Source organism: Paenibacillus sp. JT22N1, from assembly GCF_059692155.1.
The window spans coordinates 1-21,204 of record NZ_JCAUAW010000016.1; the positions used below are offsets into that span (position 1 = coordinate 1).

Here is a 21,204-nt window from a genome sequence, read left to right on the forward strand (position 1 = left end):
TGGAGGACCGATCGATATTCTATAAAGCGATGTAATTGTTTGCAAATAGAAGCAATCTTACGAAAATTGGTTTTTTTAACGGGAAGACTCCGGAATTAGGGGGCCTAGCCGGTAATACAGGGAAAACCTACGTTAATTTGGTTTTTTTCTAAAAAAGTTTAGTTTACATGGAAAATCTCCCGTTATTTCAGAGGGTTTCTCGCTGAATAGCGATTCCCCCAAAAATTAGAGGGAGGTTTTCCAGTTAGATGACCGTTTAGAACAATTAACGCCAAATTAACGGGAGGAATTCCTGTTAGATTTCGCTCCGTATTGAAACAAAAAAGAGGCTGCTCGCTAGGTTTTAACCTTTTGAGTCAGCCTCTTTTTTGTTACTCTTTCGTCTTTTTCCCGCGATATTGACCCGTCCGCAATTCCAAGATATAGGCCTCTGAATCCGGCATCCGCTCATCCTTCGCGTGCTGTACGGCGAGTTCAATGTCGTAAGGCACTCTCACGTGTTGTAAATTGAACACCGCAGGCTGTTTGCTGTGGTAATTCCCCTCAAGTAGGACATAGGAAGCTTGTGTTAAATCCAGCGGATTCCCTACGCTTCCTGTATTGAAAAGCATTTTGCCCTTAAGAATCTGCAAATAGGCGTTGTGAACATCACCATAGCCTGCTACGTCAGCTTGCAAAGGCTCCCCGCACACTTCCGAGGACTCAAACATCGACATACGGCTTTCCATCTGGTCCCATGGCTGAATACGTTCATAAACGCTTCTTGGCGAAGCATGAAATAACCTCACGAACTTCCCGCTCATCCAAAACTCATAGCAAAAAGGCAGTCCTTTCAGATAAGTCAACCGTTCGCGTCCAAGCCTAGTCTGCTGCCAAAGTAAAACCGGATCTTCGGTAGGATTACCAATGAAATCATCCCAGTTTCCCATAATGACCGAGTTGCAAACTTCCCGCACGTGATCAACAATGATATCCGAATGTGGCCCCTTCCCTACTAAATCTCCTAGACAAATGATCTCCGTAACATGTCGATGCTGAATATCCTTCATAACCGCTTCGAATGCAGGCATATTACCATGGATATCTGAAATAATGGCTAGTTTCTCCATCGACCCACCTGCCTTTATGTTAATATTTTCGTTACGTGAAATTAATGCTTCTCCTCGCCCGCTCTGCCAACCAAAAACGGATACATCAGATACAATCCAACCACATACAGCAGAACAGCTATATAAACAGGCAACAAATGAATGAAGTCCATATAGCCAATGTGAACATGCACCAGAAGACCGGCCGCAAATCCGGGAAGACCGCCCCAGAGAAACGTCCACCACAACCAGCTCTCGCCTTGATTAACCCCCCATAAAGCGGAGGCTGTAATCGCTACCGCTAGTGAAAAGAGCGCTCCACCGAATCCTGCTCGGTCATGAGCAATGAGCGGAATGATGTGATCGTTCCAAGCAGAAAGCTGCTGGACTGTCAGGCCGAGATAGGATAAATCTGTCGGTACGAACACGGTAGTGATACCGACGAAAGATATCGTCAAGCCTCCGATTGCTAAACCAAATCCGAGCACAACGAAGCAGCATTGCCCCCACTGCGCTCTGAGCCAAACAGAATCATTCAAAGCGCCTGGTTTTTTCCGGGAGGGATGATCTTTCAATCCGCGCAAGGTCAACAGCAGCATCGGAAGGAGCACAGCCGCAGCTGCGGCATGAAGAGGATCAAAATAGCCATAGCCGAGATAAAGGAAAAAGCTGCTGAACCCCACCGCACACGAAGTAACTACCGCAGTTCGCGCCCAGTGAAGCCCGCAACGCAAGCCATGACGAGCCAGTTGATAATAAAAGATACCGATCGAAATCATCGTTCCGGCTAAAGTAATGCGGTCATGGGACATGAAATGTATAATATGCCCATTAAATCGATTTATGACACTTCGGCTCACGCCAAGAAAAGTTTCGTCGTAAGGCAAGAGGACGCTTGTGGCCGCAATAAGCCATGCGAGTACACCACCAATCATCATGCCGATACCCAGCAGGCTCATCCAGCCCCAATTAGCCCAAAACGAAGGCGGCTGGGGCTCAGCTGTTTGCTTGATGCGCTCATGAATGATCGGTTCATTGATTCGCTTGGGCAGCCCTGGCCCCGCGTACACCAGCCCGCTGTGCAGCTGGACGCTATTCGCTCCGGCTGCCAACAGCTCTAGTGCATCCTGCGGCTGATGAACGCCGCCAGCCGCAACAATCGTGCTCCGCTCGCCAAGCGACTTGCGGAGCAGCCGGACCTGGCTCAGCTGCGCGGTGAGCGCCTCCGCACCGCCGCCGACGCGTTCGCGGCGTGTGCTCGGCTCGCGCAGCGCTTCGCCGACGACGACACCGCTGAAGCTCTCGGCGGTGTCGGTGAGTTCACGCAGCATCCCGATGGGATATGGCTGCGGTAGATAGAGCAGCAGCGGCTTCCCCGGGGCCGCTTCTAATGCGAGCTGGCGTACCTCGCGGAGGTACGCTATGGCTTCTTCCGATGGCCAGCCTTCGGCGAGGCCATCGATGTAGAACCCCGCCGCGTACGGCGCCAGCTTCTCGAGCAGCTCCTGCTGCTCGAGAAGCGCCTCGCGCGGCGAACTGCCCGGCATCGGCCGCAGCCGCACGAAGTGCGGCAGGCGATGCCCCGTGCCCTTGCGCAGGCGCGCGGCGATGGCGTCCGCGCCGTCATTGACATAGCCATCGGGGTATACGATGGCTTCATGCACCACGTCCCGCTCAATCGGCGCGTCGTTACGTACTGCTCGGACCGTCACAGGTCCGATCTCGATGAAGCCAAACCCGAACTGGGCCAGCGCTTTGTGCGCGGTCCCGTGAGGATCAAGCGTACCGCTCAGGCCGATGGGACACTGAATCGGCACCCCCGCCAGATCATCCTCGAGGATCGGCGACAGCTCCATGTGACCCATTGTTTTGATCACGAACGTTCCGCCTGGGACACGGCTTAATCCGCCTATCGCATGAAGGGTTGAGTTCCGGGCTATGCGCCCCGGCAGTCGAAATAGCAACGGACGAAATATCGCGTGATAAGACCAATCAGGCATCGATATGTACTCCTGTATTTGTTTATTTTATCCAGTATACCTCGGATTCAGCATCATGCCTACGTCACAGATTGTTGCTATTCACTGTGATTATAATCACACAGGCTCCATCGTCTTGTTCACTATACTTAAGGCATCAAGTTAATCTATGTGAAGTGAGGCGATCCTTTATGTTAACCGAACAAACCATCCGAGTTATTAAATCAACAGTCCCCGTACTGGAAGTTCACGGTGTAACGATAACTAAACGTTTCTATGACAGGTTGTTCACAGATCACCCCGAGCTGCTGAATATATTCAATCATGCGAATCAAAAACAAGGCCGGCAGCAAACCGCTCTAGCCAACGCCGTGTATGCGGCAGCCCTGCATATTGATCGACTCGAGGCCATTTTGCCTGCTGTGAAACAAATTGCCCATAAGCATCGCAGCCTGGGCGTCAAGGCGGAGCATTATCCGATTGTCGGCCAACATTTGCTTGCAGCCATCAAAGAAGTGCTTGGTGATGCAGCAACCGAAGAAATTCTTCAAGCTTGGGCTGAAGCCTATGGGGTCATAGCGGATGCTTTTATCAGTATTGAAGCCGAGATGTATGATACGTCTGAGCAACAACCCGGTGGTTGGAAGGATTTCAGACCGTTCAGAATCGTACGCAAAAACAAAGAAAGCGACGTTATCACTTCCTTCTACCTGACACCCCAAGATGGAGGCGCACTCGCAGCATTTGAACCGGGGCAGTATGTGAGTATCCGAATTCAGATTCCTGGGGAAGAACATACCCATATTCGGCAGTACAGCCTCTCGCATGCACCCGGTCAGCCTTACTATCGGATCTCTGTAAAGCGCGAGGATCACAATCCTGTTGTTCCTGCAGGCAAAGCTTCGGTCTATCTGCACAACCAGGTGCAAGAAGGCGATGTGCTGTGGTTGTCCGCGCCTGCTGGCGATTTTACACTGGATCAAAAGGATACTCGGCCTGTCGTACTTATCAGCGGCGGTGTTGGGCTGACACCAATGGTCAGCATGCTTCATACCCTTACAACCACGTCGCCGAATCGTCAGGTTACCTTTATCCATGCAGCTCAGAACGGTCAGCATCACGCGCTGCGCAGGGAAGTTGAAGAACTCGCCGTGCATCATCCGCAGGTGACTGTTGCCTGGTGCTATGAGAAACCGACGGAAGCCGATGCAGCTGAGCAAGCTTTTCAAAAAGAAGGATATATCGATTTGCCGTGGCTTCAAAGCATTGTACCGACTGTGGATGCTAGCTTTTATTTCTGCGGCCCCGTACCGTTTATGAAAGCAGTGAACCAAGCGCTCCGTGAATGGGGTGTTCCCGACTCGGATCGCCACTATGAATTTTTTGGTCCTGCGGGCACTCTGTAAACGGATTGGCGGTCTAATTTCGCCTGTATTATGGTTTTACGTTCTCCCTCAGTAGACGATTCACGGTCTCTCGGCGAAGCCCGATGAACTGACCGATTTCCTCCTGCGTTAGCACGTCTGTCAGCTTCGAGGCTCCCGAGTAGTGTTGGAACCAGCTTTCGAGCTTCATCAGCTTGGCCGCTGGAGTCACTGATGTCAGTTGATCAATTCGCTGCTGCATCATGCGCAGTTTATCCTGTAATTGTCGCGCAATCGTGCGGAAATGCTCCGGGCTGCGTTCCAGCTCCTCGTACCACTGCGCAGCAGGAAGCACCTCAATATCACAAGTGACAAGCGCTATCGCAGTACCGTAGTAAGGACTTGGACTAATGAGCGAATGATGTGGAATCGTCTCTCCTGGCACAATTATATTCACGAGTGTCGTATTCCCGTCCTCATGAGCACGGACTATTTTCAAAAGACCGGTTTGGAGTTGGTACAGTGGACCCGTGTCTCCTTGGCGAAATAGGATTTCTCCTTTGTGCAGTTTCATTTCCATTCTCCTTCATATGAAAAAAAGCGACAGCATTCACCTGCTGATCGCTTTTTTGTTTATGATTGCTAGCTGCTAACCAGCTACATCTCTTTTTTTAAAGGTTCCAGCTTCGTGCGAAGCGGCGTAAGTGCCAGTGTTAATCTGGCAAACCAATTCAACTGCTCCAACTTGCCGATGAGCCAAATCGATCCCACCAGCCCCAGAAGAGAAACGAAGACGGCTGCAGGCAGTGCCCAGAATGAGACTGAATGCGCAAAATAGGGAATGAACGAAACGGACAAAATCGGCGCCGCGTTCCATTTGAACCACTGGATGAGAGAGATGGTAATTATTGCTGTTATGAAAAATGATATGGCGCCATGGCTTATCGCAAACATGGTGCTGCCTAATGTCACGGCTATGATTGCACCCATCGTGATGCGTCCAATGTCCTTAATTTGGTCTACCCGGTGCATAAAAAGAAAGCAGAATGCCCCAAGCGTCGGATAAAACACCATCTTCATTGATGGGAAATGGTAGGAAGCCCAATATGCTCCCATGAGGTAGCAGCACATCACTAGTGAACGTAGAAACATCGTTGGTTCCCGTCCTTTGTTCTCGAATTTTTGGCACTTTTCTCATTGTACAAAAGTGACCATCCTTCGGTCAATCATATGGCGGGAATTCCCACTTTTCTTAGTTCCGATCAACCGAAACCGTTGTCTCCACGAAAAATGTGGCCACCGCAAAAGATGCCGCCCCGAGCACCGTCGACCGATCGCTCAGCTCGCTGAACGCCACTTTTAACTGCTTGCGCGGATGCGGCAGGGAACGCTTCTCGAGCAAAGCCAACAGCGGTTTCATCAGCCATCTCTCAGCGCTGGCTAAGCGGCCGCCGAGAATAATATATTCGGGATTGTACCCGTTGATTATATTGACTACGCCCACACCAAGATAGTAACCGAGGCGCTCAAAAAGTGCGATCACCTTAAGATCTCCAGCTTCAGCTTTGTTCAGCAAAACCTCTAGATCCGCAGCGTCATCGTTAAGCTCACGGCGCGCCTGTGTAAGGAGCGCGTGCTCCGACGCATACAGCTCCCAACAGCCCAAGCTGCCGCAGCTGCACTTGGGCCCGTCGTGCTGGATCGAGATGTGCCCGATCTCACCAGAGAAGCCGGTCGCCCCGCGGTACAGCTCGCCCTTAATGATGATCCCAGCTCCGATCCCGATGCCGATTGACACATACACCAGATTCGCCGTGTCTTTACCGGCTCCGAACTGTTTCTCCCCCACAGCTCCTGCATTCGCTTCATTATCAATAACAACCGGAATGTTGAACGTCTCCTCAATTTGCTGCTGCAAAGGCACGTTCTCCCAGCCAAGATTCGGCGCGAACAGCAGATTGCCGCTCTCATCACAAATACCCGGCACACCGATGCCGATACCGATAATACCGTAGACGCTCTCCGGCGCGCTTTCTATAAGCCCGCGGATGGTCGTTTTCAACAGCTGGACGACCTTTTCGACTGAAGCATTGTCATGCTGTACTCTTACTTCGCGGATGATCTTACCGCTTAAATCCGTCAGCACCGCGAGAATATCATTAACGCCTAGGTCTACCCCGATGGCATAACCAGCCGTCCCATTAAAAAGCAGCATCATCGGCTTACGCCCGCCGCTTGATTCACCTACGCCAATCTCTTCGACGACGCTGCTCTCGATCAATTCGTTAACAAGACTCGATACCGTCGCCTTTGTAAGCCCCGTAATTTCCGCAATCCGTGCACGGGATATTGGTGAATTCGTGCGAATATGGTGTAGTACGATGGATTTATTTATTTTTTTTACGAGATTCAAATCGCCTGTTTGCTTCATGTTTGCCCCCACACTGCTCTAATTGCTTGTCGCTCTTTTCTAATGAACTGATTTTAACATGAAAGACATTTTCACGCATTAACTAAGTTTGTTTAATGAATTTACAAACTATTCATTTGGTGCTATGATGACTTCATAAGCACTTATACCTTAATTAATGGAGGCTGAATTCATGAGCTACTTTGACAACATTCAACCGATTAAGTACGAAGGCCGCACATCGACGAACCCGCTTTCTTTTAAATTTTATAATCCTGATCAAGTTATTTTAGGCAAAACAATGCGCGAGCACATGCGTTTTGCAATCGCTTACTGGCACTCTTTTTCCGCTAATGGCTCCGATCCTTTTGGTAGTGGCACAGCGATCCGCGCATGGGATCAATACTCCGGCCTTGAGCTGGCCAAAGCTCGCGTCGACGCTTGCTTTGAGCTGTTGAACATTTTGAACGTCGACTACTTCGCTTTCCATGACCGCGATATCGCGCCTGAGGGCAGCACGCTGCAAGAAACGAACAAGAACCTCGACGAGATCGTTGCCCTGATCAAAGACAAAATGACATCCAGCGGCAAAAAGCTGCTCTGGAATACAGCTAATATGTTCACTAACCCGCGCTTCGTTCACGGTGCTGCTACGACGAATAATGCAGACGTATTTGCTTACGCTGCTGCCCAAGTGAAGAAAGCCTTGGATCATGCCAAAGAGCTTGGCTCGGAAAACTACGTTTTCTGGGGCGGACGCGAAGGCTACGAGACGCTGCTTAACACGGACCTCGGCCTGGAGCTTGATAACCTTGCTCGCTTCCTGCACATGGCGGTTGATTATGCCAAAGAAATCGGCTACGACGGTCAATTCCTGATCGAGCCTAAGCCAAAAGAGCCGTCCAAGCACCAATACGACTTCGATGCGGCTACGACGCTATCTTTCTTGCAAAAATACGACTTGCTGCCGTATTTCAAATTAAACCTGGAAGCGAACCATGCCACGCTTGCTGGTCATACTTTTGAGCACGAGCTTCGCGTCGCGCGCATCAACGGTGTTCTTGGTTCCATCGATGCGAACCAAGGCGACCTGCTGCTCGGCTGGGATACCGACGAGTTCCCGACAGACTTGTACTCGACGACACTCGCGATGTACGAAATCCTCCTGAACGAAGGCGGCATCGGCCGCGGCGGCGTGAACTTCGACGCCAAGGTTCGCCGTACTTCCTTCGAGCCTATCGATGTCGTCTACTCCCACATCGCAGGTATGGACTCCTTCGCTCGCGGCTTAGAAGTCGCTGCCAAATTGATCGAAGACCGCGTATTCGATAACATCCTTGACACGCGCTATGCTTCCTTCAAATCCGGCATCGGCGCCGATATTGTGTCCGGAAAAGCGGATTTCAAGACGCTTGAAGCTTATGCGCTTGAGAACAGCAACAACATCGTGAACCAATCCGGCCGTTTGGAATTGATTAAGGCGACGGTTAACCAGTACCTAATTAACTCCTAATTCGTGAAAAAGCCCGTTAAGCCGTTTCTTGGCTTAGCGGGCTTTTTGGTGTGTCTGACGGCTTGTGCAGATAACGCAGCTTCTCTCTGTAACGATGTTTTCCATCGCTAACGTTATATGGAACGCGGAAACTTGCCTCCTCAACGATATCAGGAACTCTCATCTTAATATGCAAAATGCCCGCTCAGGCCAATAATTTCTTATCAACCATAATTCCCTCGAAATTACCATTCGCCCAATACTTAAATAACGGAGACCGTCGATTCATTCATCCAATCTAGTTCTACATGGTGGTGTCTTAAATCAGGACCCATCGTCAAAATGCGATCCTGCACATCCCATAGGCCAATACGCCGGGGACTGTTGTAAAAACAATCATGACGCCTATGACGCCACCCCCAAGAATGAAAATAATGTTCTCTTACGTTTTTTATTTTTGTATAAAAGTTGAATGCGAGGGCAGGTAAATAATCAAGAATAGGTTCACTGGTGGGTGAACATTAATTATTTGACCTGTTGTAAACCATATGACGTGCTCCGTTATCGGAGTGTATAGCAGAAAAGTTTGGTGCGAGGGCAGGTAAAAAGAAAATAGGAATCTGTTCAAATACTGATAAACAGCTGGTCAAATCCAACTCTGTGGAGTGATTTCGGACATATAAGCTGCTAATCTGCGGATCATTGGGAACGAGCAGCTGCTATTTCGGTGATTATGCCGATGCCGGACCGGTACGCGGAACGTGGGGGCGCTATTTTGGCGTTTTACCGGTTTTTACACCTCGAAAGCGGGAAATAGAGGCTCCTCGTTCCGCGAAAACGTGAAATACGCGGTTTTGAGCAAAATAAGGCTTCTACGTTCCGCTAAAATCTAGTGATCAACTTCAACTCGCAAAATAGCCCTTGAGCGCGTCAATTGTTGTAGAATTTACAACATTGGTAATCGCTAGCTTCCGATTATCCCTCGGAAAAAAGGAAAAAGATCTCTGATCGAAGAGATCAGAGATCCAAAAAGCCAGAAGCACAAGCCTACCTTTTCTTAGGCCACCTTTTTATGAAAAATAAAGTTCGCAGCTTCCATCCTAACGACGATGTCTAGAGCGGCAATTTGTTCGTATGCTGCAAGCAGCTTCTCGTGCTTCGGACATCTTAAGCTGAAGATCAAGTGCATCATTGGGGTATTTCCAGTATTACCTGATACGAGGGAAGATTCACTTCCTGGCATCATCTTTAGATTGGTGACTTGGATACCCTGTTCACCAAAACGGGAGGTAACCAAGCTGAGAAAGCCGGGATGTTCATTGATCATGATCTCTATTTCGTGAGTTCGGCGATGCCTTAGGAAATGCTTCTCCCACTTATTCAGGAGATACAGACTGATGAGTACTAAAAAGGTGCATACCAACGCCCCGGTAATAAAGCCCGCACCTACGCTCAAACCGATAGCCGCTACCAACCAAACGGAAGCAGCAGTAGTCAACCCTTTAATAACACTGCCGTTTCGCAATATCGCGCCTGCGCCAAGAAAGCCGATGCCGCTGACAACCTGTGCAGCCAAGCGGGACGGGTCTATGCGGACGTTGGGTTCATTTACAAAATCAGAGAATCCGTACTCCGACAGCAGCATGATGGTGGCGGAGCCTAAACAAACTAAGATGTGAGTACGAAAGCCCGCTGCATGATTGTTCAATTCCCGTTCAAGACCAATCAAACCACCCAGAACGACCGCCAATACCATTCTTACGATCAAATCCAAATGACTAATTTGCCACACACTGCTTACAGTCGTCATTTATGCATCACTTCAAGCGGCTGCGACAGCCATCGCTTCAGCTTCACTACTTCTGTGCCAGCCAGCATCATAATGCCAACCCCGTGGTTGTCATTGGTTACGGTGAGCAGGTCTTTTTTATAATAATCAGCGGTAAAAGCATACCGCGAGCCGCTGCAAACGCCATGCACGTTGCCCTGAGCGTCGATGGCCAGACGGGTCAAACCGTCCCATGCTTTCAGCGAAGCGTTGATGAACCGATCAGGCTGCTCCAGCCAGCCGAATCGCACGCCTCTCGCAAACGCATAGGCGAACATTGCGGTACACGAAGCTTCCTGATAGGCGTCGGGATCGTTCAACACCTGATGCCACAGCCCGCTTTCAGCTTGCAGATCGGCATATCCCGCGCACAGTTCGTTAAAGAAATGCACTAACTCCGGGCGAGCTTCATGCTCTTCGGGCAGAACCTCCAGCACCTCTGTCAGCGAGAAAAGTGTCCAACCATTCCCACGCCCCCAAGGAATGCCGGTAGCCATGCCGTATTTGAAATCAAAGACATGCGACATGATGCGCTGATCCGGCATGTATAAATACTTGCGGAATAACAGAAATTGCTTCGCTGCTTCATCCAGTGCCTCGCTGCTGCCGGTTATCCCCGCATAGCGGCAGAGAAACGGCGTGCTCATGTAGAGGTCATCGGCCCACATCGTATTTTCCGAATATTCATCCTGACATATCCGATAAAAGGCACCATCTTCCTTACGCTCCAACCTCACGAGTATGAAGTCGGCAATTCGCTGCGCTATCGGCAAGAAGCCCGGATCCTTGTCTTCCTGATAAGCTTCTAACATCGCGGAACCAAAGGAACCGCAGTTATCCAGCATTTTCATCATGACTAACTGTTGATTGATCGCCGGGAACCCGTACTTCTCTCGATCCCATAAGGAGTATTCGAACATGTCAGTGCAGCTTTGAACATGATCGAGGGCATACCCGATAATATCAGACCGCTCCAACAACCGACCTGCTTGCAGCAGCCCATAAATGGTAACGCCAAGCGGATAATCCCAACGGGCATAATTCGTGACGTTGCCGACGGTCCACTTATTGCTCAGCATGGCATTCTCATAATAAGGACGTATCCAGGCGTCTGGACGGTCTAACTGCCAGTACGTCTTGTCACCTGCAGCGTCTGACTCTGAACTTTTTGCATAAATGCGATCGGTTCTTATTAATTCCTCATACGCTAACTCAATGCTGGAATCCAGTGGCCCCACATATAACCACGGCTCATCTGATCCGTGAACCTTCTGAGGAGCGCTTAAAGGGACAACCTCTCCCTTAACATAGGCATGTAGTGTGTAACCCCAAGCGTTATTACCACAAATACTGCGGATTAACAGATCATGTTTGCCAAAAGAAAGCGGCACTTCCACCTGAAAGCTGCCTTCTTTCTCTAGCTCCAATACCTGCCTCCCATCCAGCCAAACGGTTAACGGACCTGCCGTATGGCCCTTCAACAGGCAGGGTTCTTCACCTGAGCTTACTTTGTTCAGCTTCGTCCACGCGTACGCTTGCTTACCAGGCTGTAAGCCGAATAAACGCTCGCAAACAGGCTTCGCAAGATCACCCTCACTCCACTCACAAGTCGGCAACCAGCGCAGCCCATACTCTTTCTCTGACGCCAAACCATCTGGCAGCGGACTGCCCTCGAATAGATCCGTGTCGACTGGTGCAGAGTACACCCATCCCGCCTGTCCTTGCCTTTCGGCAAACGGAGTAAGCACATTCAGAATCCGTACCTTGGCTTCATCAGATCCGAACAAGCAGCCGAAGCCCGCAGCCGTATGCTTAGCTTTGATGAAGAGTCGGTTCCAGCCTTTCACAAAGTTCAGATTAAGCTTAACGCTAGCATCTGGCTTAATTTCATCGATCACGTTGGAGCGATAGGCACGCTCATCATTGAAATAGAACTCAATCGGCCCCAAACAGCGGAACAACACATCCAGATTTCGTTCACCATCACTCCATACTAAACCATAGGCATACGAAAATTGGCCGGGTCTTGCTTCGGGAAATCTACGTCCCAGATTTAAATCAAACATTCCATCCTCGTTTTGCAAAACGCCAGATCGGTAAAAAGCCCGGAAAGCAAATGGGACAGGCGGATTGGCCCCTATATAGCGGTCCGCAAGTACCTTCAATGTTCGATTGTCATCGTCTCCTAAGCGAGACTGTATACTTTCTTGTTCATTAAAATAAGTCGTCATCTCGACCTTCCTTTCTACAGCAGGCGAACCGTAAATGTTCGGTCGAACGGCGTCACCAGGTTCACATGGACGTATTTGCAGCCGGTCGGATGTTGGTCTTCACGAAGCACAGGCAGCAAATGCTCGTAGGCGCCTGTTGAAATCTCAATCGCATCTTCATCCACCGCATATTTCATAGATCCATTTTTCAAGAAATATTTCCCTGCCTCGGCTTGGGCGAGATCACTGCCGCTAACCGTACCCTCATCTCCAAAAATAAAGGATAACTGCGTGAAAACATCTTCTCGCTCATCGGAAAGGATACGAATCTTCCATTCCGCATCTCCTTGTGTAATTTCTGCTTGAAACTCAAGGGTTTGCAGATGTGTCATTGGCCGATGCTGATGCGGAAGCAAGTACCATGGACTGAGTGTCGATCTCTCCGCAGACTCCGGCAGAAATTGTCGCGGAATCGGTCCGTTATATCCTTTTTCCAATACGATTCCTAGCTTATAAACGCCTTCCTCCGCAGTTAGATGTGCGAACTTCACAATCCCAGGTGAGAAAGATGTAGACAACTTAATGCCTAGCAGCCTAACTTTTCCATGGCGAAGGGAGAAGAATGACGGCGTTTGCGGCATAATCGTCACGCTCTGATCAAGCTCTCGAATGCGCACAAGCGGAGCGCCGAAGGCTAAGTGCATGCTGCTGTGTTCAATTTTCATATGGTGACCCACGCCATCGATCTGCGTTAAATGCTCATTGATCGGATGGTGCTCATTGATTACTTGGACATAACGATCAGGAAGCGGAGTACGCTCCAAATCGGAAATATCTGCTTCGGGATACAGCAATAAACCCAAGAGCGCATTATTATTTACCGCCTCAGGACGCTTAATAAAGGTGCCTGCGTAGTCTGACATCGCAGCGAACAACGGATCTTTATCATGTGCAGCCATTAGACGATAAATCAGGAAATAAGTCGCCATATCGAACGTCTGCCCGAAATCCTGGCGTCCGGAATAATCGGTTACCACCTCTCCGGATGGATGGATCAAATACACCATCATGCGCAGATTGCGGCGCACACATTCTAATAATTCTGGACGGTTAAGCACACGCCCCGTATGGTATAAGGCAATATCGCTGACGGCGTTATAGATGCCGTTGCTGCGCTCCGTCCACTCGCCATCCTGTGTGATATCCATACCTTCTGCCAACCATTCTTCCGCTCTAGCTACCAGCTCCGGCATTTGGAAAATCTCATACAGCAGCGAAAGTGCCGCTGTAATAACCCAGCGATGGTTCGGTGTATGACATCCGCCTGTCAGCATAGCAGGGATTGTACGCTCTAGGAAAAGCCTCAGTTTAGCGGATGCAGGCTTCACAGCCGCCCAGTCATGCGTCTCAAGCAGTTGATAAATTTGTGTAATTCCGCCTACGACAAAGGCTGTATCTGGAGGGGAATTATAATTGGTTGAACCTAACGATATCGTACCGTCGGCATGTTGGCGGTTCAAAATAAAATCAGCTGCTTTGTCGAAAGCGGCCAAGAGTGTCTCATCATGATAGTAACGTGAATCTGGATTAACTAATGCGGAAGCCCATACGGCCAAAACGCTCGGCGTGCTGAGATGGTTGGCACGCGCAATGCCCGTTTCATCGATGATACCACCGTAATATTTGGATGTAGAATCAAGCACCTGCCGCTGCAGCGTAGCTGCTGAATGTTCGTCATAAATGTGTACCAACTGTTTATAAGTAGCGTCCATGCTGATCACCTTTTAACCTTTCATAGCTGCAATTTTACTCGTAATAAGCCTGTGACTTTCATCAATTTCATCCGGCTCGCAAAAAGCCTTCAGTTCATACACTTTGACTTTGGCAAAATCAATCGCCTCCAGAAAATGATCAAAGTATTGCAGATCTTTACTGTGTATATAAGGACACCAGTGATCGGACAGCTCTAACGTTTCATGGATGTGTACGCCATAAATATAGCGCTTCACTTCCTGCAGCTCCTTGAGATTATCGTACAATCCCATCCGATCCATCATCATGGCATGACCGATGTCGTACCATAAGTAAACCGGACTGCCTTTCAGGTTATCGCAAATGGTTTTCGCCTCCATTAAGGTCGGCATCTGATAAGATCTTGAGCGCGTTTCGATGCCGATGGCTACAGACCATCCTTGTTTGGCTGCATGCTCGCTCACTTCCTCCAGACTGTCTTGAATTCGCTTGGTGTAGAGCGGACTCAACCGCTCCCGTCTTTCGGACATGATCTTCCAAAGCTTTTGATACTCCGGTGAATCCTTCCCGTGATCCCTGTAAAGCTTTTTCAAATCCAAATCAATGTTATATTCGAAAGGAACTTCGCCTGGATGTACGACAACGGCCTTCGCTCCATAGCGGTTCGCGTATTCCATAGACCGAATTAATAGCTCCACGGATCGCTTGCGCTTCACCTCATCATCGAAACCGAGCATGACAGAATCCGTATCGTAATCCTTGTCATTGATGAAAGGAAACACATTGTGCACACTGGATACACCAATTTCCCCTTTTTCGATCATCGGCTCAATCGTCTTCATCATCTCTTCCGTCACGTTATAGTTCAGTTCCACCTGACGAAAACCGAGCTCCTTGATCTCCTCTATCATGTTCCTTCCAATCGAATGCTTTTTAATATTCCAGCAGGTAGAAAATGAGTATTCCCCTTTGTCCAGCATGTCCGTTCCTCCTTAGAGCATTGTTTTCATCATTTAGAAAAAGAAAAGCCAGATTACCCTTATTTCTTTGCAGGGAATGATCTGGCCTTTCTTCAAGAAAGTCTCTTTATTCCGCCAGGTCACTCAGCCTACATACAGCACCTGAGCGTGCCGATAAAGTCGAAGCTTCCATTAAACGGGTCAAATCAAGGGCTATTTGTATATTTTCAGATGCTGTCGTCCCATTTCGAATATGTGTCACCCATTGTTCAAAGGGAGAAGGGAGATTCGCTGGCAGATCGGTGACTTCTTGCCATCCGGTTGCTCCTTTACCTTCCAGCTTGTGGCTTCGGACTAAAAGCTTATCATCCGTTCTTGTGTACATGAGGCTGCCTTCCGTTCCTTGCACCTCAATATCAAATTGGGAGTAGTTGTTCACGAATCCCGCTTCAACAATGCCTATAGCTCCATTAGGATAACGTAAAGTCGCTATCGCACTATCCTCAACTTCTCGCTCCGTGATATAGCCGAAGCTTGCACTAACACTTTCTGGTAAGCCTAGGAATAAGCGTGTCAAGTACATCGGATGACAGCCAAGATCCATCAATGCCCCTCCTCCGCACTCCTCTAAATTAAAGAAATGGGACGGGAGTAAACCATTCGGATTTTTCTCAGTTCGCAACGCTCCGTTATGAGCAAGCCGTATACGAACCGTTGTTATAGTGCCAAGCTGACCACCCCGAATGAAGTTATGTGCAGCTTGTGTGAACCAGGTATATAGCCGAGGGAGAGAAACCGTTAGCTTAACCCCAGCTGTCTCAACCGCAGCCAATATCTCATTACATTCCTTCGTCGTGGTGGCTATAACTTTCTCTGTGAAGATATGCTTACCCGCTTTGGCTGCTGCGATGATGACATCCCGATGCCGATTCGTAGGAGTATCCACAATTACAGCGTCGATATCCGGATTAGCCAGAAGCGCATGCAAATCGGCATAAAAGCTAACGCCATGCTCCTCTGCCTTTTGCCTTCCTCGTTCGGGAACTTCATCCCATACAGCCACAATTTCGGTACCCGGGTGCTCGGCGGCTAGACGTGCATAATCCTTTGCATGAACATGCCAAAAGCTCAACATCGCTACTCTAATCATGAAAGAATGGCCTCATTTCGGGTTATTTTAGTCAAAATAGACCGCTTTTCCCGTTCTATTGGATTCGTAAATGGCTTCAAGAATTTCAGAAACTACACACGATTGCTCAGGCGTTACAATAGGCTGCTTATCGTTCATTACAGCATCAATCCATGTACGGATTTCTTTATCCGACATGCTCTCTTTTTTACCCTCGTAGAAGTCTGCACCTTTGGCATCGAATTGCAGCTGATTGACGTATAAACGACTGTGGTTTTCACCATTTATGCGTAAGCCATCCTGCATGTCGGCTCCGCCTTCTGTACCGCAAAGCGTACATTTAGCTTCCTTCGTATCCAATGTATTCAAGGCCCAACTCGCCTCCACCATCACGGTCGCACCGTTTTTCATCACGATCATCGCAAATGCGGAGTCTTCCACTTTGAATTTCTCAGGATCCCAAGGACCCCAGGAATTAGCGGCATTTTCTTTCCGTGAAAGCTTATGATAAGCGGTGCCAAGCACCACCTTAGGTTCATAGTTATTCATCATCCACAGCGTCAAATCGAGCGCATGCGTACCGATGTCGATCAGCGGGCCTCCGCCTTGTTTGTCTTCATCCAGAAATACACCCCAAGTCGGAACCCCACGCCTGCGAACAGCATGCGCTTTGGCAAAATAAATGTCGCCTAGATCGCCGTCTTCAACCACTTTCTTCAAATACTGACTATCCGCACGGAAGCGATTATTGTAGCCAATGGTCAGCTTCTTACCTGTACGCTTGGCAGCTTCAACCATACGCCGAGCATCGGCAGCCGTTTTGGCCATCGGTTTTTCACACATGACGTGTTTGCCTGCTTCCATAGCTGCGATAGAAATCTCTGCATGCGAATCATTCGGGGTGCAGATATGAACGACGTCAATCGAAGCATCAGCAAGAAGCTCATAATAGTTCTCAAACACCTTCGCTCCGGGAGCACCAAACTTCTCTGCTGCTTGCTGAGCGCGTTCAAGCACGACATCAAAAAAACCAATAATTTCTACTTGCTCAATTTTACTTAAGCTGGGTAAATGTTTACCTGTTGCAATGCCGCCACAGCCAATGATAGCTACCTTAACCTTATTCATTCCTAGTTCCCCCCATAATGCGATCACCGACTCTAAGCTGACGAATAATGAATGAAGCTGAACATCTTAGCGATGTCTGCATGGGCAGGCACTCGCATATCCATGTCCAGCTCCCTCATTTAATCAGTTACTTCACTTGCTCCATTTGCTGTCTCGCAATTGCCATAATATCCTTAGCAAGGAACGCTTTATCTTTATTTTCCGCATACCATTTGTTCATAAAGTCTTCAAGCTGCTTGCCGCCGGCTTTATCCCATGCCGCTTGTGCGTCTTTAATCGCTTGTTCCGGGCTGTATTTCGCACCGCTGATGATGGCCTTAACAAAAATGTCGTTTTGCTCTTTAAGAATTGTTGTATTAAGAGTTTGGAGATCAGCAGGATAGACCGGCATATGTTCCCCATGAGTCATTCCAGGGTATTGTCTTTGCGAATCGAAATAAATTTTCTGAAGTTCTTTATACATGTCCGAACCGACTTTCTGTTCTGGTACTGCAGTATTAAATCCGTTTATCGTAAAGTTGCACTTATCTGTTCCTGAAGAGTAGAACATTTCGTAGTCTAAAGCGTAGCCGACTTCATTTTTCGATTTCGTTGGATCGATGGTCTCACGGCAGCCATTGGCGCTCTTCTTCCAATGTGTCCCTTCGTCTCCGTTAGTAATCTTCAAAGCGGTTTCCGGTTTCATCATGAAATCAAGATAGCGGCCGACAGCTTCCGGCTCCTTCGCCTTGGCGCTCACAACAGTCGTCATTTGCACAGGATTATCAACACCACCGGTAAATGTTCCAAGCGGCGATTGCGGGTAGCCTAACGGAGCAATTTCCGCGCCTGCCATATTTTTCTTCAGTGTAGCAAAGTCGTTCATAACAAGATCATACACGCCGCCGGAAAATTTAACGTAAATGCCGATTTTACCATTCAGGAAGTCTTGTCTTGCCTTTGCACCGTCTTTATCATTGATGTAATCTTTATCGATAATGCCATCGTCATAGAGCTTCTTCTTGAAGGTCAGGGAGGCCAACTGATTGTCCCACAGAGGGATTACTTTTCCATCCTTAGTTCCCCAGGCAATCAAATCTTTTGACGAATTTTCACCGAAAATCTCGTTGATGGCTTGTTCAGAATAGTAGCTCATATTCATCCCGTACGTATCTTTCTTGCCATTGCCGTCAGGATCTTGCTCAGCAAATGCTTTGGCTACTTTCATAAGTTCTTCCGTTGTTGTCGGCATGCTCAAATTCAGCTTTTTCAACCAGTCGGTACGAATCAATAACATGTGCTGTATGACTGCTTCTTTTACTTTACCGACTTCATACAGCTTGCCGTCCGGTTTCGTCCCCGCTTTCTTCAACTGAGGATACTGGTCCAGCAACTTCTGGTACTCAGGCATGTATTTTAAGATGTCGTCAATGGGAAGCAGCTGCTTTTGATCGTATAGGCTGTTACGAAACGGCGTGTTGTACTCGTTCACAATATCAGGCGCAGAACCGGAGGCAAAAAGAACATTCAATTTTTTCGTAGACTCGCTTCGGAGGACAGGAATGTATTTCACATTCACAGGACCGTTTTGATTGATCCATTTGCTCCAACGATTTTCCTCGTAGTTCCCCTCTGACGCAGGAACCCCTCCCCGATCATACATGGAAACGGTAACATTTCCGCGTTTGGCAGCTGCTGACTCCTTTGGAGCATTCGTAGCCGTAGTACCTGCTGCTGCTCCTTCTTTCTTGTCGCTGCTGCAACCAACAAGCGTTGCTCCTAATGCTACAACCCCTATTGTCATTCCCATCCACAACTTTCTTTTCATGCGCAAACCCTCCTGTTTATATTGAAAAGTTTTGGTAAACGTGGAACCCCATTTGGTTTAACCCTTAACAGAACCAAGCATAACGCCTTTGACAAAATATTTTTGCAGAAACGGATAAACGATCAGCATCGGGACAACCATAACGACAACGCCGACAGATTTGACCATTTCCGTAGCAACCATTTGCTGCTCCTCTGATACCAGGGAAGGTGAATTCAAGATATCGTTCTTTTGCAGCATCGCTTGGACAACGACCGTCAAATTCTGCATGTCACTATTATTGATGTACATCAGAACGCTCATAAATGCATTCCAATAGTTAATTCCATAGAACAAGGCTAAAGTAGCCAGCATCGGAAGCGATAGCGGCAATACGATTCGAATGAGGAGCGACACGTCGCTGCATCCGTCAATTCGCGCTGCTTCTTCCACTTCATGCGGTATATTTTCAAAGTAGCTTTTCATGAGCAGCATATTATAGGTGCTGATAAACCCGGTGAGCCACAGAGACCAATAGGAGTCGATTAAAGATAGGTTCTTTACAACGAGATAAGTAGGGATCAACCCTCCTGAGAACAACATTGTAAACACCATGGCAAGCACAAATTTGCGTCGTCCTATCAAATAGCTTCTCGACAACGGATAGGCTGCCAATACCGTTCCCGCCATACTAAGTGCAACACCGATAATTGTAATGATAATGCTATTTTTAAAAGCAGAGAAAGCCGGACTTGTTAGAAAGAAAACCTTATATGCCGTAAACTGCAAGCCTACCGGCCAGAAGAAGACATGTCCCGAATCTACGGCCGAACGCTCACTCATTGATAGCGCTATGATATGAATAAATGGCAGTAAACAGGTTAAGGCAATTGCCCCGAGTACAACATAATTAACTGCGTAGAAAACTTTTTCACCTTTTGTCGCTTTCATGCGGATGCCCCTCCTCGTTATCAGAATAAAGCTTGGTCAAACTTGCGGGCGATCCTGTTAGCTACCAGTACGAGCGTACAGCCAATGACGGATTCGAATAGCCCCATCGCCGTAGTTACGCTAAATTGCGCATTTCCCAAACCTATTTTATAAATATAAGTACTTATGACTTCCGACGCGTCAGCAACCGCTGAGTTCTGTAGATTATAAATCTGGTCAAAGCCGACCTCCATCAATTGACCCATAGCCAAAATGAGCAGCAGGATGATCGTGTGACGAATGCCTGGAATCGTAATGTGCCAAATTTGCCGCCACTTCGTAGCGCCGTCCATACCTGCTGACTCGTAAAGGGCAGGATCTATGTTCGTCAGAGCGGCCAAATAAATAATTGTGCTAAACCCCATTTCCTTCCAAACCCCCGAACCAACGAATACGGCAACCCAGGATTTCGACTCGTAAAGGAAAGTTATAGGCTCAATATTGAATAGCTTGAGCACCTTATTGATCGAGCCGTAGTCGGTTGCAAATAAGGACAACACGAGACCTGCGACAATGACCCAAGAGAAAAAGTGCGGCAGATAGACGATCGTTTGAACCCATTTTTTAAACCATGTCTTTCTTACTTCATTGAGCAGAATGGCCAGGAAGATGGGAACGGGGAAGCCAACCGCCAAATTCAAAAAGCTGAGCCAAAAGGTGTTCCATATAATTTGGAGCGTACTGGCGCTGGAAAACAAAACTTTAAAATTTTTCAGGCCAACCCATGGACTGTGCAAAATACCATCAGCAAAATTGTAATTTTTGAAAGCAATTACAAGTCCGCCCATCGGCCAATATTTGAACAGAATGTAGTAAGCAATGACAGGGAAAAGCATGATAAAAAGCGGAATGTTTTGTTTCAATCTCCTTCTTCGTCTCAGCTGCGATGCTTTTTGCTGACTTACCGTTAGGGGGAGTCTAGGAGCTTCATTGATATTTCCGTTCAAGGCTGCTTCACTCCTTACTTCAATGTTATAAACCTATAATAAAAGTTTTGATCCTAAAAACCCTTAAAAAATTATAGGAAAAACTATAAATTCATTGGGTATGTGTGTCCAAATAAAAAAAGACAGCTTACGCCATCATTAA

At 48.2% G+C, this 21,204-nt stretch carries 18 protein-coding genes; 3 read left to right on the forward strand and 15 right to left on the reverse strand.

What is annotated here, in order from left to right:
* Positions 1-371: 371 nt before the first annotated feature.
* Both AC58UU_RS27435 and AC58UU_RS27440 read right to left on the reverse strand, forming a co-directional pair.
* The gene (locus AC58UU_RS27435) at positions 372-1,109 is read right to left on the reverse strand and encodes a metallophosphoesterase family protein (RefSeq protein WP_497320386.1); all 738 of its coding nucleotides are present in this window, start codon (positions 1,107-1,109) and stop codon (positions 372-374) included.
* Between the two features lie 41 nt (positions 1,110-1,150).
* Positions 1,151-2,419: a hypothetical protein gene (locus AC58UU_RS27440; RefSeq protein WP_497320387.1), complete on the reverse strand. Its 1,269-nt coding sequence runs from the start codon at positions 2,417-2,419 to the stop codon at positions 1,151-1,153.
* An 11-nt stretch (positions 2,420-2,430) separates the two neighbouring features.
* On the opposite strand from AC58UU_RS27440, the gene AC58UU_RS27445 reads away from it, so the two are divergent.
* Complete coding sequence (locus AC58UU_RS27445) at positions 2,431-2,718, forward strand: hypothetical protein (protein WP_497320389.1); 288 nt, start codon at positions 2,431-2,433, stop codon at positions 2,716-2,718.
* 540 nt (positions 2,719-3,258) lie between these two features.
* Entirely contained in the window at positions 3,259-4,473 is a 1,215-nt protein-coding gene (hmpA, locus tag AC58UU_RS27450; protein ID WP_497320391.1) for an NO-inducible flavohemoprotein, read from the forward strand.
* Between the two features lie 28 nt (positions 4,474-4,501).
* On the opposite strand, the gene AC58UU_RS27455 is transcribed toward hmpA, so the two are convergent.
* The 3 genes from AC58UU_RS27455 to AC58UU_RS27465 all read right to left on the reverse strand — a co-directional run bounded on the left by AC58UU_RS27455 (position 4,502) and on the right by AC58UU_RS27465 (position 6,862).
* On the reverse strand, positions 4,502-5,005 hold the full coding sequence (locus AC58UU_RS27455; RefSeq protein WP_497320393.1) for a Crp/Fnr family transcriptional regulator: 504 nt from the start codon (positions 5,003-5,005) through the stop codon (positions 4,502-4,504).
* 83 nt (positions 5,006-5,088) lie between these two features.
* A complete protein-coding gene (locus AC58UU_RS27460) occupies positions 5,089-5,511 on the reverse strand; it encodes a hypothetical protein (RefSeq protein ID WP_497320395.1) in 423 nt (140 codons plus the stop codon).
* Positions 5,512-5,683: 172 nt separating this feature from the next.
* Positions 5,684-6,862, reverse strand: a complete 1,179-nt coding sequence (locus AC58UU_RS27465) for an ROK family protein (RefSeq protein ID WP_497320396.1) — start codon at positions 6,860-6,862, stop codon at positions 5,684-5,686.
* Between the two features lie 172 nt (positions 6,863-7,034).
* Between AC58UU_RS27465 and xylA the strand changes: the two genes are divergently transcribed.
* A complete protein-coding gene (gene xylA / locus AC58UU_RS27470) occupies positions 7,035-8,354 on the forward strand; it encodes a xylose isomerase (RefSeq protein ID WP_497320397.1) in 1,320 nt (439 codons plus the stop codon).
* Between the two features lie 16 nt (positions 8,355-8,370).
* Here xylA and AC58UU_RS27475 read toward each other — a convergent pair whose 3' ends face one another.
* The 10 genes from AC58UU_RS27475 to AC58UU_RS27520 form a co-directional block, all read right to left on the reverse strand.
* Complete coding sequence (locus tag AC58UU_RS27475; RefSeq protein WP_497320398.1) at positions 8,371-8,517, reverse strand: hypothetical protein; 147 nt, start codon at positions 8,515-8,517, stop codon at positions 8,371-8,373.
* A gap of 873 nt (positions 8,518-9,390) precedes the next feature.
* Positions 9,391-10,143, reverse strand: a complete 753-nt coding sequence (locus AC58UU_RS27480) for an MgtC/SapB family protein (RefSeq protein WP_497320399.1) — start codon at positions 10,141-10,143, stop codon at positions 9,391-9,393.
* Positions 10,140-12,392, reverse strand: a complete 2,253-nt coding sequence (locus AC58UU_RS27485; protein WP_497320400.1) for a glycoside hydrolase family 88/105 protein — start codon at positions 12,390-12,392, stop codon at positions 10,140-10,142. The genes AC58UU_RS27480 and AC58UU_RS27485 overlap by 4 nt, the downstream gene beginning before the upstream one ends.
* A gap of 14 nt (positions 12,393-12,406) precedes the next feature.
* Complete coding sequence (locus tag AC58UU_RS27490; protein WP_497320401.1) at positions 12,407-14,143, reverse strand: hypothetical protein; 1,737 nt, start codon at positions 14,141-14,143, stop codon at positions 12,407-12,409.
* Positions 14,144-14,155: 12 nt separating this feature from the next.
* The gene (locus tag AC58UU_RS27495; protein ID WP_497320402.1) at positions 14,156-15,103 is read right to left on the reverse strand and encodes a sugar phosphate isomerase/epimerase family protein; all 948 of its coding nucleotides are present in this window, start codon (positions 15,101-15,103) and stop codon (positions 14,156-14,158) included.
* Between the two features lie 106 nt (positions 15,104-15,209).
* Positions 15,210-16,232 (reverse strand): Gfo/Idh/MocA family protein, encoded by a 1,023-nt coding sequence (locus AC58UU_RS27500; protein WP_497320404.1) that lies wholly within the window; start codon positions 16,230-16,232, stop codon positions 15,210-15,212.
* Positions 16,233-16,259: 27 nt separating this feature from the next.
* On the reverse strand, positions 16,260-17,339 hold the full coding sequence (locus tag AC58UU_RS27505; protein WP_497320405.1) for a Gfo/Idh/MocA family protein: 1,080 nt from the start codon (positions 17,337-17,339) through the stop codon (positions 16,260-16,262).
* A 127-nt stretch (positions 17,340-17,466) separates the two neighbouring features.
* Positions 17,467-19,146: a type 2 periplasmic-binding domain-containing protein gene (locus tag AC58UU_RS27510; protein ID WP_497320406.1), complete on the reverse strand. Its 1,680-nt coding sequence runs from the start codon at positions 19,144-19,146 to the stop codon at positions 17,467-17,469.
* Positions 19,147-19,203: 57 nt separating this feature from the next.
* Positions 19,204-20,076, reverse strand: coding sequence for a carbohydrate ABC transporter permease (locus AC58UU_RS27515; RefSeq protein ID WP_497320408.1), 873 nt, complete (start codon positions 20,074-20,076; stop codon positions 19,204-19,206).
* Positions 20,077-20,096: 20 nt separating this feature from the next.
* Positions 20,097-20,951 carry an ABC transporter permease gene (locus AC58UU_RS27520; protein ID WP_497320574.1) on the reverse strand — a complete coding sequence of 285 codons (855 nt, stop codon included), beginning with the start codon at positions 20,949-20,951 and terminating at the stop codon, positions 20,097-20,099.
* Between the last annotated feature and the right edge of the window lie 253 nt (positions 20,952-21,204).

Coding starts and splice junctions, on each gene's coding strand:
- AC58UU_RS27435 (WP_497320386.1), bottom strand. CDS start 1,109: ATGGAGAAACTAGCCATTATTTCAGATATCCATGGTAATATGCCTGCA.
- AC58UU_RS27440 (WP_497320387.1), bottom strand. CDS start 2,419: ATGCTGCGTGAACTCACCGACACCGCCGAGAGCTTCAGCGGTGTCGTC.
- AC58UU_RS27445 (WP_497320389.1), top strand. CDS start 2,431: ATGGCTGCGGTAGATAGAGCAGCAGCGGCTTCCCCGGGGCCGCTTCTA.
- hmpA (WP_497320391.1), top strand. CDS start 3,259: ATGTTAACCGAACAAACCATCCGAGTTATTAAATCAACAGTCCCCGTA.
- AC58UU_RS27455 (WP_497320393.1), bottom strand. CDS start 5,005: ATGAAACTGCACAAAGGAGAAATCCTATTTCGCCAAGGAGACACGGGT.
- AC58UU_RS27460 (WP_497320395.1), bottom strand. CDS start 5,511: ATGAAGATGGTGTTTTATCCGACGCTTGGGGCATTCTGCTTTCTTTTT.
- AC58UU_RS27465 (WP_497320396.1), bottom strand. CDS start 6,862: ATGAAGCAAACAGGCGATTTGAATCTCGTAAAAAAAATAAATAAATCC.
- xylA (WP_497320397.1), top strand. CDS start 7,035: ATGAGCTACTTTGACAACATTCAACCGATTAAGTACGAAGGCCGCACA.
- AC58UU_RS27475 (WP_497320398.1), bottom strand. CDS start 8,517: ATGAGAGTTCCTGATATCGTTGAGGAGGCAAGTTTCCGCGTTCCATAT.
- AC58UU_RS27480 (WP_497320399.1), bottom strand. CDS start 10,143: ATGACGACTGTAAGCAGTGTGTGGCAAATTAGTCATTTGGATTTGATC.
- AC58UU_RS27485 (WP_497320400.1), bottom strand. CDS start 12,392: ATGACGACTTATTTTAATGAACAAGAAAGTATACAGTCTCGCTTAGGA.
- AC58UU_RS27490 (WP_497320401.1), bottom strand. CDS start 14,143: ATGGACGCTACTTATAAACAGTTGGTACACATTTATGACGAACATTCA.
- AC58UU_RS27495 (WP_497320402.1), bottom strand. CDS start 15,103: ATGCTGGACAAAGGGGAATACTCATTTTCTACCTGCTGGAATATTAAA.
- AC58UU_RS27500 (WP_497320404.1), bottom strand. CDS start 16,232: ATGATTAGAGTAGCGATGTTGAGCTTTTGGCATGTTCATGCAAAGGAT.
- AC58UU_RS27505 (WP_497320405.1), bottom strand. CDS start 17,339: ATGAATAAGGTTAAGGTAGCTATCATTGGCTGTGGCGGCATTGCAACA.
- AC58UU_RS27510 (WP_497320406.1), bottom strand. CDS start 19,146: ATGAAAAGAAAGTTGTGGATGGGAATGACAATAGGGGTTGTAGCATTA.
- AC58UU_RS27515 (WP_497320408.1), bottom strand. CDS start 20,076: ATGAAAGCGACAAAAGGTGAAAAAGTTTTCTACGCAGTTAATTATGTT.
- AC58UU_RS27520 (WP_497320574.1), bottom strand. CDS start 20,951: ATGCTTTTCCCTGTCATTGCTTACTACATTCTGTTCAAATATTGGCCG.